Raw genomic sequence first — 14,533 nt, forward strand, 5'->3', positions numbered from 1 at the left:
AATCCGGAATAGTTTGAGCTCAGGTTTTTGGACCTGGTCGGCAAGTATAGGGACTTCGCCCTTCCTAAAGAACCCTTTGCACAAAATTTAACCAGCTGTGGAGAAGTCAGGGTTATAGAAATTAAAAAGAGAGAAATTTATTAAATCTTTGTTTTTATGTTTATTTCTACTGACCCACCTTTCTGTGGATAGATTCATACAGCCCTTTGTTTTCAATATGTACAGAGATTCAAAACCCTGTGGTCATGTGCCAAGGAGGCCCTTGGATAACCGGTGTAAGCCTGTGGATGAAAGGGGTGGTTATCCACAGAGGCGGTTATCTTCAGTTTTGAAGCCCTGTTATCAACTGCCCTTAGCGGCAGTTATTCACAGGGCTTAATCCACAGAAAAGGACGGAATGAGCAAATCCCGGGCACGGAAAATCCGCCCAGGCAGAAAAATCTGCCCGGCAGCAGAGGACTATTTCAGAAAAGGGAGAGCAGACAGGCCAGAACGGCCTGTCTGGGGATAATGCAGAGGGCTATTTACCGATGCAGAAGCTGGAAAAGATCCTTCCCAGCAGGTCATCGGAGCTGAATGCACCGGTGATTTCACCCAAAGACTGCTGCGCCTGGCGCAAATCTTCGGCCAGCAGTTCACCGGCCCCCGCTAATGTCAGCTGCGCACGGCCGTGCTCCAGGGACGCACTTGCATGACGCAGTGCCTCCAGGTGCCGCCTGCGAGCGCTGAAGCTGCTTTCAGAAGTCTGCTCGTAACCCATGCAGGCCTTGAGGTGTTCGCGCAACAGTTCCAGTCCCATGCCGGCGGATTTGGCACTGAGGCTGATCGTGACATGGCCATCGTCACTGACTTCCAGGGCAATCGCTTCCCCCGTCAGGTCAGCTTTGTTGCGGATGAGTGTCACTTTGGCCGGGTCCGGGCGGATTTCAAGGAATTCAGGCCACAAGGCAAAGGGATCAAGAGCCTCGGGAGCTGTGGCGTCGACCACCAGCAGTACTCGATCCGCTTCGCCGATGGCTTTCAAGGCCCGTTCGACGCCAATCTTTTCCACCTGGTCATCGGTATCACGCAAACCAGCCGTGTCGACCACATGCAACGGCATGCCATCAATGTGGATATGTTCACGAAGAATGTCCCGGGTAGTGCCCGCGATTTCAGTCACGATCGCCGCTTCCCGTCCGGCCAAGGCATTCAGAAGGCTGGACTTGCCGGCATTCGGCCGACCGGCAATGACCACCGTCATGCCGTCACGCAGCAAGGCTCCCTGCCCCGCTTCACGAAGCACTGTGGATAATTCGTCACGCACTTTGTCGAGCATGCTCAGGACGTGGCCATCGGCGAGAAAGTCGATTTCTTCTTCGGGGAAGTCGATGGCCGCTTCGACGTAGATACGCAGGCCTATCAGTTGCTCGGTGAGGTTATGCACACGTTGGGAAAACGCACCCTGCAACGAACGCAGAGCATTTCGTGCTGCCTGTGCAGAACTTGCCTCGATCAAGTCGGCAATGGCTTCGGCCTGAGCCAGGTCGAGTTTGTCGTTGAGGAAGGCGCGCTCGCTGAATTCACCCGGCCGGGCCAGACGGCAGCCCAGTTCCAGGCAACGCTTGAGCAGCATGTCCAGGACAATCGGCCCGCCGTGCCCTTGCAGCTCGAGCACATCTTCGCCGGTAAACGAGTTCGGTCCCGGGAAATACAGCGCGATGCCTTCGTCCAGTACCTCTTCATTTGCACTGAGGAACGGGCCGTAATGGGCAAACCGCGGTTTCAGTTCGCGACCGCTGATGGCTTTGGCCGCCATACTCGCCAGCGGCCCGGAAATACGGACGATGCCCACACCGCCGCGACCTTGAGCGGTAGCGACGGCAGCGATGGTTTCACGAGGAAGGCTCATAAACCGGTATCCAGACAAAAGTGACAGATAGCAAAACGCCCCACTAGGGGGCGTTTTGAGTGGTTATCCACAGTGTAAATCAGGCAGCTGCTTTGGTAGCCGCTTCGATCTTACGCGTGATGTACCACTGTTGGGCGATGGACAGGCAGTTGTTCACAACCCAGTACAGCACCAGACCCGCCGGGAACCACAGGAAGAAGAAGGTGAAGATGATTGGCATCAGCTTCATCACCTTGGCCTGCATCGGATCCGGAGGCGTCGGGTTCAACTGCTGCTGGATGAACATGGTTGCACCCATGATGATCGGCAGAATGAAGAACGGATCCTTGATCGACAGGTCAGTAATCCACAGCATGAACGGCGCCTGGCGCATTTCCACGCTTTCCAGCAGAACCCAGTACAGCGAAAGGAAAACCGGCATCTGCACCAGGATTGGCAAGCAGCCACCCAATGGATTGATCTTCTCTTTCTTGTACAGCTCCATCATCGATTGCGACATTTTCTGCCGGTCATCGCCATGTTGCTCTTTCAGCGCCGCCAGTTTCGGTGCCACTGCACGCATGCGTGCCATGGATTTGTAGCTGGCAGCCGACAGCGGGAAGAAAATCCCTTTGATCAGCATGGTCAGGAAGATGATCGAAAAGCCCCAGTTACCGACCAGTGCGTGGATATGTTGCAGCAGCCAGAAGATTGGCTGGGCAATGAACCACAGAATGCCGTAGTCGACCGTCAGTTCCAGACCTGGGGACAACTCTTTCAGCACAGCCTGGCTTTTCGGACCGGCGTACAGAACGGCGCTGGTTTCAGCTTTCGCACCTGGCGCGACAGTCATTGCCGGGGCGGTGTAACCGATGATGTAGTTGCCTTTGCTGTCTTTACGGGTCTGGACGACGTTGTTTTCGCCCTTGGCCGGAATCCAGGCAGTCACGAAGTAGTGTTGCAACCAGGCAACCCAGCCACCGGTGACGGTTTCTTTCAGCTGAGCCTTGTCCATGTCCTTCATCGACACTTTCTTGTACGGCTCGTTACTTGTCCACAGGGCGGCGCCCAGGTAAGTCGCGGTGCCGGTGGCGGTGCTGGAAGAAGGGTCGGAACTGGCGTCACGCTTCAATTGCGCGAACATTGCACCGGACCAGGGCTGAGCGCTCTGGTTGTCGATCAGGTAGGAAACGGTTACGTCATACAGGCCACGTTTCAGTGTGAAACGCTTGATGTAGTTGACGCCGTCCTTGCTGAACTTCAGGTCTGCGACCAATTGGTCCTGACCGTCAGCCAGTTGATAAATCTTCTTCTCGGAGGAGTAAACCGGACGACCGGCAGGACTTGCGTCCGGACCGTTAGTGCCGATCAAACCGCTTTGAGCCAGATAAGTCCGCTCGTTGCCGTTATCGAACAACTGGAACGGAATTTCCGGATGGTCCTGGCGACGTGGATACAGCGGCAACGTCAACTGGGCAACATCACCACCTTGTGGATCGATGGCCAGATTGAGCACATCCGTTTTGATCTGGATGAGGTCTTTGCTTGCAGCTACTGGCGTTTCAGCAGGTGCAGTTGCACTGGTATCGCTTGCGGCGCGGGGAATGTCGTCACTGACAGAAGCATTATTGCCAGTTGCCGTATCCGGTAGGCCCGGTGCGGTAGTACTGGAAGCAACATTCTGAGTCGGCAGGGCAGCCTGACCATAGTCCTGGTTCCATTTAAGAACCATAACGTAGGACACGATTGCCAGGGCGACGATCAGGATCGTGCGTTTGATATCCATGATTACTCGGCCATCGAAGAAGAACGGGAGGTAGGGATAGATGGAACCGGGTCATAACCACCGGGATTCCACGGATGACAGCGACCTAAACGACGAAAGGTCAGCCAGCCACCGCGCAGAAGGCCATGATTTTCAATGGCTTCATACGCGTAGCAGGAACAACTGGGGTAGAAACGACAGTGACTGGCCATCAGGGGACTGATGGCATAGCGATAAAACTGGATCGGAACGAGCGCCAGTTTACGCATCGGGACTGTCTACCCCTACAGTTTCGGTTTTGACTGCTGATACTGGCTTGCTGCGTGCCAGACGTTTCCAGAGTTTGCCGAAATGCTGAATCAATTCGGGGTTTTCTACGTCGCCCAAACCTTTACGCGCGACGATAACGATGTCCCAACCGACCAGTGAATCCTGGTTCAGGCGAAACGATTCGCGCATCAGACGTTTGAGGCGATTGCGCTCGACGGAGAGCTTTACGCTCTTTTTCCCGATAACCAACCCGAGACGGGGGTAATCAAGATCGTTGTTGCGCGCAAGGAGCAGGAGATTTTTCCCCGGAACCTTGCCGGTAGGGGAGTCAAAGACTGCCTTGAAATGCCGGGGAGTAAGCAGACGCTTTTCCCGACTGAAGTCCTGACTCACCTCCAGTGCCGGATTATCAAACTGCCAGACGCGCACGACCTTTGGCGCGACGACGCGACAGGACGGCACGACCGTTCTTGGTAGCCATGCGAGCACGGAAACCGTGGGTACGAGCGCGTTTGATAGTGCTTGGTTGGAAAGTACGTTTCATTGTCGTGTTACCTGGTTCGTCCACAACGGGCCGGAATGGCCCCCGTTTTAAGAGACCGGGGATTCTAGAGAAAGCAAGCCTCTAGGTCAATTTCCAACCAGCGTTTCCTTATAAATAGATCTCCAGACGTTTTGCTCGCCCGCAGGTCGTTCGCTAGATATAGAAATAAAGAAGGGAATTATTTAAAGCTTTTCTGTAAAGCTTATAAAAGCTAGGCACACGATCATCTGTGGATAACTGCTTTAAGGCCTTATAAACCGTGATGTACAGAGAATGACAACTACGGTGGAAAACGGTGATCAGCCTGTGCTGCGCTGTCGGATAAGCTGTGTGTGGAAAGGCCAGTTATCCACAGTCAGGTTATCCACCGAGTTTCGCCCCCACTTGTCCAGTGCCCTCATGGACGGTTATCCACAGAGCTTATGCACATACCGTTGGTCTTCTTTTCCAGGGTTAACGCATTGATAAATCATGCCCTGTGCGCAACCTGCATGTGGATAAGTGGACGTCTGGTCGCTACAATGACCGCTTGTTTTTGCCTCACCGGCTTTCAACTTAGGGGATATCCGTGTCAGTGGAACTTTGGCAGCAGTGCGTGGAGCTTTTGCGCGATGAGCTGCCTGCCCAACAATTCAACACTTGGATCCGTCCACTACAGGTCGAAGCCGAAGGCGACGAGCTGCGTGTCTACGCGCCTAATCGTTTTGTTCTCGACTGGGTCAATGAAAAGTACCTGGGGCGCGTACTTGAACTGCTGGATGAGCATGGCAATGGCCTGGCGCCGGCGCTTTCCTTATTAATAGGCAGCAAACGCAGTTCGGCACCGCGTGCGGCACCCAATGCCCCGTTGGCCGCTGCGGCGTCCCAGGCGCAGGCCGCTCAAGCGCCTGTCAGCGCTCCGGCGCCAGCCCCGGCAGCTGCATCGACCAAACGCTCGACGCAAAAAGTTGCTGATGTCAGTGAAGAGCCATCCCGCGACAGCTTCGATCCAATGGCCGGCGCCAGTTCGCAACAGGCTCCGGTTCGCGCTGAACAGCGCACGGTGCAGGTTGAAGGTGCGCTAAAGCACACCAGCTACCTGAACCGTACTTTCACCTTCGAAAACTTCGTCGAGGGTAAGTCCAACCAGTTGGCTCGTGCTGCAGCCTGGCAGGTGGCGGACAACCCCAAGCACGGTTACAACCCGCTCTTCCTTTATGGTGGCGTCGGCTTGGGTAAAACCCACTTGATGCACGCTGTGGGTAACCACCTATTAAAGAAGAATCCGAATGCCAAGGTCGTGTACCTGCATTCCGAGCGTTTCGTCGCGGACATGGTCAAGGCCTTGCAGCTGAATGCGATCAACGAGTTCAAGCGCTTCTATCGTTCGGTGGACGCGCTGTTGATCGATGACATTCAGTTCTTCGCCCGCAAGGAACGTTCCCAGGAAGAGTTTTTCCACACCTTCAACGCCCTGCTTGAAGGTGGCCAGCAGGTCATTCTTACCAGTGACCGCTATCCGAAAGAAATCGAAGGCCTTGAAGAACGCCTGAAGTCACGTTTCGGCTGGGGCCTGACGGTTGCCGTCGAGCCGCCGGAGCTGGAAACCCGTGTGGCGATCCTGATGAAAAAGGCCGACCAGGCCAAAGTCGATTTGCCACACGACGCGGCGTTCTTCATTGCCCAGCGTATTCGCTCCAACGTCCGTGAGCTGGAAGGCGCGCTCAAACGCGTGATCGCCCACTCGCACTTCATGGGCCGCGATATCACCATCGAGCTGATTCGCGAATCCTTGAAAGACTTGTTGGCGCTGCAAGACAAGCTGGTCTCTGTGGATAACATTCAGCGCACCGTCGCCGAGTATTACAAGATCAAGATCTCCGACCTGCTGTCCAAGCGTCGTTCACGCTCGGTGGCACGTCCGCGTCAGGTCGCCATGGCGTTGTCCAAGGAATTGACCAACCACAGCCTGCCGGAAATCGGCGATGTGTTTGGCGGCCGCGACCACACGACTGTTTTGCACGCCTGCCGCAAGATCAACGAGCTTAAGGAATCCGACGCGGACATCCGCGAGGACTATAAGAACCTGCTGCGTACACTGACCACTTGATGAACACCAGCGCAGCTTATTAAGGCAAGGGACTAGACCATGCATTTCACCATTCAACGCGAAGCCCTGTTGAAACCCCTGCAACTGGTCGCAGGCGTCGTCGAGCGCCGACAGACCTTGCCGGTGCTCTCCAACGTGCTGCTGGTTGTCGAAGGCCAGCAACTGTCGCTGACCGGTACCGACCTGGAAGTCGAGCTGGTCGGTCGTGTGCAACTTGAAGAACCTGCGGACCCAGGTTCCATCACCGTGCCTGCGCGCAAGCTGATGGACATCTGCAAGAGCTTGCCGAACGACGCACTGATCGACATCAAGGTCGACGAGCAGAAGCTCGTGGTGAAGGCTGGCCGTAGCCGCTTCACCCTGTCGACCCTGCCAGCCAACGACTTCCCGACGGTGGAAGAAGGCCCGGGCTCGCTGACTTGCAGCCTCGAGCAAAGCAAATTGCGTCGTTTGATCGAACGTACCAGCTTCGCCATGGCGCAGCAGGATGTACGTTACTACCTCAACGGCATGCTGCTGGAAGTCTCGGCCGGGATTATCCGCGCCGTGGCCACCGACGGTCACCGTCTGGCCATGTGCTCGATGCAGGCCGATATCGGTCAGCCGGACCGTCATCAAGTCATCGTGCCACGCAAAGGTATTCTGGAATTGGCGCGTCTGCTGACTGAACCGGACGGCAATGTCAGCATCGTGCTGGGCCAGCACCACATTCGCGCCACTACCGGCGAGTTCACCTTCACCTCGAAACTGGTCGACGGTAAATTCCCTGACTACGAGCGCGTTCTGCCTAAAGGCGGCGACAAGCTGGTACTCGGCGATCGTCAGGCATTGCGTGAAGCGTTCAGCCGTACTGCGATTCTGTCCAACGAGAAGTACCGTGGTATCCGTCTGCAATTGGCCAATGGTCAGCTGAAGATCCAGGCGAACAACCCGGAGCAGGAAGAAGCGGAAGAAGAAGTGGGCGTTGAGTACAACGGCGGCTCTCTGGAAATCGGTTTCAACGTGAGCTATCTGCTCGACGTACTGGGCGTGATGACCACCGAGCAGGTTCGCTTGATCCTGTCCGACTCCAACAGCAGTGCGCTGGTGCAAGAGTCCGACAACGACGACTCGGCCTACGTTGTCATGCCGATGCGTCTGTAATCATGCTCAGCAGAAGCTAGATGTCCTTAAGTCGCGTCTCGGTCACCGCGGTGCGCAATCTGCACCCGGTGACCTTCTCCCCCTCTCCCCGAATCAACATTCTTTACGGCGCTAACGGCAGCGGCAAAACCAGTGTTCTGGAAGCCATCCATCTGCTGGGGCTTGCCCGTTCCTTTCGTAGTAGCCGCTTGTTGCCGGTCATTCAGTACGAGCAATTGGCGTGTACGGTGTTTGGCCAGGTTGAGTTGGCTGAGGGTGGGCATAGCGCACTGGGGATATCTCGCGACCGCCAAGGTGAGTTCCAGATCCGTATCGACGGTCAGAACGCCCGTAGTGCTGCACAACTGGCAGAAATTCTGCCGCTGCAATTGATCAACCCGGACAGCTTCCGCCTGCTGGAAGGCGCACCCAAGATTCGGCGACAGTTTCTCGACTGGGGTGTGTTCCACGTGGAACCGCGATTCATGTCCACGTGGCAGCGCTTGCAGAAGGCCTTGCGCCAGAGAAACTCTTGGCTGCGGCATGGTACACTTGACGCCGTTTCGCAAGCGGTTTGGGACAGGGAACTGTGCCAGGCCAGCGCTGAAATAGATGAATACCGCCGCGCTTACATCAAAGCCTTGAAACCAGTCTTTGAACAGACCTTGAGCGAATTGGTTGAGCTTGAGGGCTTAACGCTCAGCTATTACCGGGGTTGGGACAAAGACCGAGAGTTGAGTGCAGTGCTCGCCGGGTCCCTTCAACGGGATCAGCAAATGGGTCATACCCAGGCCGGACCACAACGCGCTGATTTGCGTCTCAGATTGGGCGCACATAACGCCGCGGACATCTTGTCCCGTGGTCAGCAGAAGTTGGTGGTCTGTGCATTGCGGATCGCCCAGGGGCACTTGGTTAGCCAGGCCCGACGCGGCCAGTGTATTTATCTGGTGGATGACCTGCCGTCCGAACTGGACGAGCACCACCGTCGCGCGCTTTGCCGCTTGCTGGAAGACTTACGCTGCCAGGTCTTTATCACCTGTGTAGATCACGAATTATTGAGGGAAGGCTGGCAGACGGAAACGCCAGTCGCTCTGTTCCACGTGGAACAGGGCCGTATCACCCAGACCCACGACCATCGGGAGTGAAGGCATTGAGCGAAGAAAATACGTACGACTCAACGAGCATTAAAGTGCTGAAAGGCCTGGATGCCGTACGCAAACGTCCCGGTATGTACATTGGTGACACCGACGATGGCAGTGGTCTGCACCACATGGTGTTCGAGGTGGTCGATAACTCGATCGACGAAGCTTTGGCCGGCCACTGCGACGACATCAGCATCATCATCCATCCGGACGAATCCATCACCGTTCGCGACAACGGTCGTGGCATCCCGGTAGACGTGCACAAAGAAGAAGGCGTTTCGGCAGCCGAGGTCATCATGACCGTGCTGCACGCCGGCGGTAAGTTCGACGACAACTCCTACAAGGTATCCGGCGGTCTGCACGGTGTAGGTGTTTCGGTTGTGAACGCGCTGTCCAAAGAACTGGTCCTGACCGTTCGCCGTAGCGGCAAAATCTGGGAACAGACTTACGTCCACGGTGTTCCGCAAGAGCCGATGAAGATCGTTGGCGAGAGCGAAACCACCGGCACCCAGATTCATTTCAAGCCCTCGGCTGAGACTTTCAAAAACATCCACTTCAGCTGGGACATCCTGGCCAAGCGGATTCGTGAACTGTCCTTCCTCAACTCCGGTGTCGGCATCGTCCTCAAGGATGAGCGCAGCGGCAAGGAAGAGTTGTTCAAGTATGAAGGTGGCCTGCGTGCGTTCGTTGAATACCTGAACACCAACAAGACTGCGGTCAACCAGGTGTTCCACTTCAACATCCAGCGTGAAGACGGTATCGGCGTGGAAATCGCCCTGCAGTGGAACGACAGCTTCAACGAGAACCTGTTGTGCTTCACCAACAACATTCCACAGCGCGATGGCGGTACTCACCTGGTGGGTTTCCGTTCCGCACTGACGCGTAACCTGAACACTTACATCGAAGCTGAAGGTCTGGCGAAGAAGCACAAAGTTGCCACTACCGGTGACGATGCCCGCGAAGGCCTGACGGCGATTATTTCGGTGAAGGTGCCGGATCCGAAGTTCAGTTCCCAGACCAAAGACAAGCTGGTGTCTTCCGAAGTGAAGACCGCGGTTGAACAGGAAATGGGCAAGTACTTCTCTGACTTCCTGCTGGAGAACCCGAACGAAGCCAAGCTGGTCGTCGGCAAGATGATCGACGCGGCGCGTGCGCGTGAAGCGGCGCGTAAGGCTCGTGAGATGACCCGCCGTAAAGGCGCGCTGGACATCGCCGGCCTACCGGGCAAACTGGCTGACTGCCAGGAAAAAGACCCTGCCCTCTCCGAACTGTACCTTGTGGAAGGTGACTCTGCTGGCGGCTCCGCCAAGCAGGGACGCAACCGTCGCACCCAGGCCATCCTGCCGCTCAAGGGCAAGATCCTGAACGTCGAGAAGGCACGTTTCGACAAGATGATCTCTTCGCAAGAAGTAGGCACCTTGATCACCGCGCTGGGCTGCGGCATTGGCCGTGACGAGTACAACATCGACAAGCTGCGGTATCACAACATCATCATCATGACCGATGCTGACGTCGACGGTTCGCACATCCGTACCCTGTTGCTGACCTTCTTCTTCCGTCAGTTGCCGGAGTTGATTGAGCGCGGTTACATCTACATCGCTCAGCCACCGCTGTACAAGGTCAAGAAAGGCAAGCAAGAGCAATACATCAAAGACGACGACGCCATGGAAGAGTACATGACGCAGTCGGCCCTGGAAGACGCGAGCCTGCACCTGAACGAAGAAGCCCCGGGGATCTCCGGCGAAGCGCTTGAGCGTCTGGTGAATGACTTCCGCCTGGTGATGAAGACCCTCAAGCGTCTGTCGCGCCTGTACCCGCAGGAACTGACCGAGCACTTCATCTACCTGCCAGCGGTGAGCATGGAGCAACTGTCCGATCACGCAGCGATGCAGGATTGGATGGCTCAGTTCGAAGTTCGCCTGCGCACCGTCGAGAAATCCGGCCTGGTTTACAAAGCCAGCCTGCGTGAAGACCGTGAACGTAACGTCTGGCTGCCAGAGGTCGAACTGATCTCCCACGGCCTGTCGAACTACATCACCTTCAACCGCGATTTCTTCGGCAGTAACGATTACAAGACTGTTGTGTCGTTGGGCGCTCAATTGAGCACCTTGCTTGACGAGGGCGCGTACATCCAGCGCGGCGAGCGCAAGAAGCCGGTCACCGAATTCAAGGAAGCACTTGAATGGCTGATGGCTGAAAGCACCAAGCGTCACACCATCCAGCGATACAAAGGTCTGGGTGAAATGAACCCCGATCAGCTGTGGGAAACCACCATGGACCCAAGCCAGCGCCGGATGCTCAAAGTGACCATCGAAGACGCCATTGGCGCAGACCAGATCTTCAACACCCTGATGGGCGATGCGGTCGAACCTCGACGTGACTTCATCGAAAGCAACGCATTGGCGGTTTCCAACCTGGACTTCTGATCCGGTGTAGGTTCCCAAAATAGTTGATCATTTTCACAAATAGATGATCGACGGACTCAACACAAAAAAGGCCAATTCTTTGAATTGGCCTTTTTTGTGTGCGCTCGAAAATTCGGTATCTGCCCTTCTGCCAGGCAGAGTGCTGGTGCCCGCCCGAGGAAGGCGCCTACATCAGGGGCGTTACATGAAGTAATTGTGCCATCGGGCTTACCCAGAACGCTCAAGAATGACGGATAAGGATCTTAAACTTCAAATAGCCGACGCACCTGCACGGAATCGGCGTTTGCGCTTTGTTCCTAACGGCCTCTCCACCGAAATGCTCCCAGTAGTCGGTGGTCGGAAGAACCAGCGCGAACTTCTCACCGCACACACGTTTGCCCAGTTATTGGAGGCATTGAGACAGTCAGCCTGAGTTAAGCAGTATTAATGTCAGCGTTTCACTCCAAAGCAGTGCGAGAGTTCAGGAAAGCAGCCATTGCGGACATCAGATGCGTACTGGCCCACTGCATCGCGGATAACAGCATGGACATCGGCATAACGTTTAGCGAAACGCGGTACGAACTCACCACCAAGACCCAGGATATCTTCGAGCACCAGCACTTGGCCATCGCACGCGGGCGAGGCCCCGATTCCGATGGTTGGCACGCGCAGTACCTCGGTCAACTCTCGGGCCAGCGGCTCTGCTACCCCCTCCAGCACGATGCAAAAGGCACCTGCTGATTCCATCGCCATGGCTGCCTCACGGATAGAGTCTGCCGATTGTTCGTCCATACCTTGGGCTTTGAAGCCACCCATGGTGTTGACGAACTGAGGCATCAACCCAATATGCGCCATCACTGGAATGCCCCGCTCCACCAGAAACTGCACAGTGGGCGCCATGACCGCACTGCCTTCCAACTTTACTGCTGCGATATTGGCCTCCATCATCAACCGCGCTGCGCTGCGGAATGCCTGAGCCGGTGATTCCTGGTAGGAGGCGAACGGCAGATCAGCTACCACGCACGCGCGGTGTGTTGCACGCACTACCGCGCGACTATGTTGTATCGTCTGATCCAATGTGAAATCCAGCGTGTTGGGCTGCCCGTAGGCAACCATCGCGGTCGAATCCCCCATCAGGATAACGTCGGCAAATTCGTCAACGATCTCAGCGAGCGATCGATTGTGTGCGGTCAACGACACGATCTTGCGTTTGCCCTTGCAAGCCCTGATGTCGGGCACGGTTAGACGGCGGGTTTCACTGACTGCGGTACTCATGAAGTTAGCTCCTCGCGAAAATAGCGTTGAAGGAAGGACCTCTTAAATCGACGCAGACGCCAATTCGGCTTTGGGTGATGCGCCCGTCATCCGGTCAAAGAATTCGACTATAAGATCAAGTGCGTGGTCGGTCTGATCAAGATGCGGCGAGTGTCCGCAATCGATCAGGCAATGTTGGGTGACAACTGCGGGTATCTTCCGTTGAATCGCGCTCAACTGCGCCAGCGTTCCGTACTCGTCCCGATCTCCCTGCAACAACAAGACAGGACAACTGATATCGGCCAGGCACTGCTCAATATTCCAGTCTAGAAAATGATCGGATGACCAGACACTACTCCACCCCTCGAATACTGCTTTGGGATCGGGATGAAACAGAGCGAGTTGTCGTTCCAGGTTTCCGGTCAGGAACGAATTCCGCGCGGCGTCGATTCCGCTCAATGTGATGGATTCGACGAAAACATGTGGAGCAAACAGCACCAGCCCCGCAACAGGGAATTTGCTCGCGTGGAGCAGCGCGATGGACGCGCCGTCGCTATGACCAACCAGCACTGGATTGCGAAGCTCCAGTTTTTCCAGCAGTTCAGGCAATACCTGCTGCGCCTCCACGTGCATATAGTCAGAACGACGTGGCAGATCCGCTCGAGACGAGTGACCGTAACCATAGCGGCTATAAGTGAGCACTCGGCGTCCGGTCATTGCTGCCAGTCGATACGGGAAACGCCGCCACATCGCAATGCAACCGAGCCCCTCATGCAGCAGTACAAGTGGAGAAAGATCCGACGCTCCATCGATCAGCAAATAATCAATTTCTCCGCCATTCAGCGAGATCGTCGCCATCATTCACCCCCTACTGCGATAGACAAACCGGGTTCCGGTACCGGGCCAAGCCCCAAAATCGCACGACTGCTGAAAATCACCAATATCGTCACCAGTCCACCAAACAGGCCTATGGTTGAAGACATGTCCCATACGGACAAAAGCAAACCCACCCCCACCACGGGCACAATCAACCCCAAATATGCCGCGACGAAAAAGCCCGAACTGACTTCCGCAATACGATTGGCAGGAGACAACATCGTCACCAGTCCCAGACCTCCGCGCAGCACCATGCCCGCCCCCATCCCTCCCAGCACCGCTCCCCCCAGGAACAAGGACAAGGATGCAAAATGAAAGGCCAGCCAGACACAGGCCAAAGCCAGGGGCAGTAGCCAGACACCCACGGGAACGACTCGACGGGCCGACAATCGCAATACCAACAACTGGCCAATGGCAGCACTGCAAAAAGTCAAAAATACAATGCCTCCGCTCAACAGAAGGCCACTGTGATGCAATCCAACAGCGAGGAAACGACCTGCCAGTGCTGCGAACAAGCCAAGAAAGCTAAAGCCGCACAGCACCGACATTGCCACGGCCATAAAGGCTTGCCGCATCTCACTCGGTATCCTCAATCGCTGCAATCGTAACGGTGGGCGAGAACCTCCATGCATCACTGTTTCGGGTAGCCATGGCAACAGCACACTTGGCAACAGCATGAACAGCAGTGCTATATAACTGGCATGGAGCGGATGCGCCGCATTCTCTGCCACCCAGCCAGACAGTAACGCTCCAAGCCCTAGACCACTCATGTTGCTCAAGCTGGAGATCAGAGCCGCGAGTGACCGATTACATAGCAACTCGGTCAGATAGGCAGTCGTGGCACCCACCATCAACCCTACTGCCATCCCGGACAATATTCGCCCAACGAACAAACCGGCTAACGTGGGCCAGAGTAAAAAGCTCAACAGACTTGCAAATGTCAGCCCGATCCCGAGCCCCAGCACTACTCGTCGGCCCAACAAATCAGACAATCGACCAAACACCATTAGTTTGAACAGGATGGCCAGTGCGTAGGACGCGAATACCAACGTCACTACAAACGGAGACAAGCCTAATTGTGTGGCATAGAGTGGATACAATGGCGTCGGTAACGTCCCCACCATCATCACCACCAACAACAGATAAGTGCTGAGCCAGGCGGCGCGTCTGAATTGGGCTGGAATTCGCATGAGCCA

Annotated in this window: 12 protein-coding genes; 4 read left to right on the forward strand and 8 right to left on the reverse strand. The window is 55.7% G+C overall.

Going from position 1 to position 14,533, the window contains the following annotated elements; all coding sequences use genetic code 11:
* Positions 1-520 precede the first annotated feature (520 nt).
* The 5 genes from mnmE to rpmH form a co-directional block, all read right to left on the reverse strand.
* Positions 521-1,891: a tRNA uridine-5-carboxymethylaminomethyl(34) synthesis GTPase MnmE gene (gene mnmE / locus KGB14_RS24770; RefSeq protein WP_223489400.1), complete on the reverse strand. Its 1,371-nt coding sequence runs from the start codon at positions 1,889-1,891 to the stop codon at positions 521-523.
* A 79-nt stretch (positions 1,892-1,970) separates the two neighbouring features.
* Positions 1,971-3,656, reverse strand: coding sequence for a membrane protein insertase YidC (gene yidC / locus KGB14_RS24775; RefSeq protein ID WP_223489402.1), 1,686 nt, complete (start codon positions 3,654-3,656; stop codon positions 1,971-1,973).
* Between the two features lie 2 nt (positions 3,657-3,658).
* Positions 3,659-3,904: a membrane protein insertion efficiency factor YidD gene (gene yidD, locus KGB14_RS24780; RefSeq protein ID WP_052966011.1), complete on the reverse strand. Its 246-nt coding sequence runs from the start codon at positions 3,902-3,904 to the stop codon at positions 3,659-3,661.
* Positions 3,897-4,298 (reverse strand): ribonuclease P protein component, encoded by a 402-nt coding sequence (gene rnpA, locus KGB14_RS24785; protein ID WP_223489740.1) that lies wholly within the window; start codon positions 4,296-4,298, stop codon positions 3,897-3,899. The genes yidD and rnpA overlap by 8 nt, the downstream gene beginning before the upstream one ends.
* A gap of 16 nt (positions 4,299-4,314) precedes the next feature.
* Complete coding sequence (gene rpmH / locus KGB14_RS24790; RefSeq protein ID WP_003213577.1) at positions 4,315-4,449, reverse strand: 50S ribosomal protein L34; 135 nt, start codon at positions 4,447-4,449, stop codon at positions 4,315-4,317.
* Between the two features lie 568 nt (positions 4,450-5,017).
* Here rpmH and dnaA point away from each other — a divergent pair.
* Genes dnaA through gyrB form a run of 4 tightly spaced genes read left to right on the forward strand, consistent with a single transcriptional unit; the run spans position 5,018 to position 11,228 of the window.
* Entirely contained in the window at positions 5,018-6,538 is a 1,521-nt protein-coding gene (dnaA, locus tag KGB14_RS24795) for a chromosomal replication initiator protein DnaA (RefSeq protein WP_223489410.1), read from the forward strand.
* 39 nt (positions 6,539-6,577) lie between these two features.
* Complete coding sequence (dnaN, locus tag KGB14_RS24800; protein WP_007903001.1) at positions 6,578-7,681, forward strand: DNA polymerase III subunit beta; 1,104 nt, start codon at positions 6,578-6,580, stop codon at positions 7,679-7,681.
* A gap of 20 nt (positions 7,682-7,701) precedes the next feature.
* Positions 7,702-8,805, forward strand: a complete 1,104-nt coding sequence (gene recF / locus KGB14_RS24805; RefSeq protein ID WP_008007898.1) for a DNA replication/repair protein RecF — start codon at positions 7,702-7,704, stop codon at positions 8,803-8,805.
* 5 nt (positions 8,806-8,810) lie between these two features.
* The gene (gene gyrB / locus KGB14_RS24810) at positions 8,811-11,228 is read left to right on the forward strand and encodes a DNA topoisomerase (ATP-hydrolyzing) subunit B (protein ID WP_223489412.1); all 2,418 of its coding nucleotides are present in this window, start codon (positions 8,811-8,813) and stop codon (positions 11,226-11,228) included.
* Positions 11,229-11,657: 429 nt separating this feature from the next.
* Here gyrB and panB read toward each other — a convergent pair whose 3' ends face one another.
* From panB to KGB14_RS24825, 3 genes are read right to left on the reverse strand one after another with little or no spacing between them, the layout of a single operon-like run.
* Positions 11,658-12,482: a 3-methyl-2-oxobutanoate hydroxymethyltransferase gene (gene panB, locus KGB14_RS24815; RefSeq protein ID WP_223489414.1), complete on the reverse strand. Its 825-nt coding sequence runs from the start codon at positions 12,480-12,482 to the stop codon at positions 11,658-11,660.
* A gap of 42 nt (positions 12,483-12,524) precedes the next feature.
* On the reverse strand, positions 12,525-13,322 hold the full coding sequence (locus tag KGB14_RS24820) for an alpha/beta fold hydrolase (RefSeq protein ID WP_223489416.1): 798 nt from the start codon (positions 13,320-13,322) through the stop codon (positions 12,525-12,527).
* Positions 13,319-14,527 (reverse strand): MFS transporter, encoded by a 1,209-nt coding sequence (locus KGB14_RS24825; RefSeq protein ID WP_223489418.1) that lies wholly within the window; start codon positions 14,525-14,527, stop codon positions 13,319-13,321. The genes KGB14_RS24820 and KGB14_RS24825 overlap by 4 nt, the downstream gene beginning before the upstream one ends.
* Between the last annotated feature and the right edge of the window lie 6 nt (positions 14,528-14,533).

Origin of the sequence: Pseudomonas sp. A-RE-19 (assembly GCF_019956555.1) — a bacterium.
Classification (GTDB): domain Bacteria; phylum Pseudomonadota; class Gammaproteobacteria; order Pseudomonadales; family Pseudomonadaceae; genus Aquipseudomonas.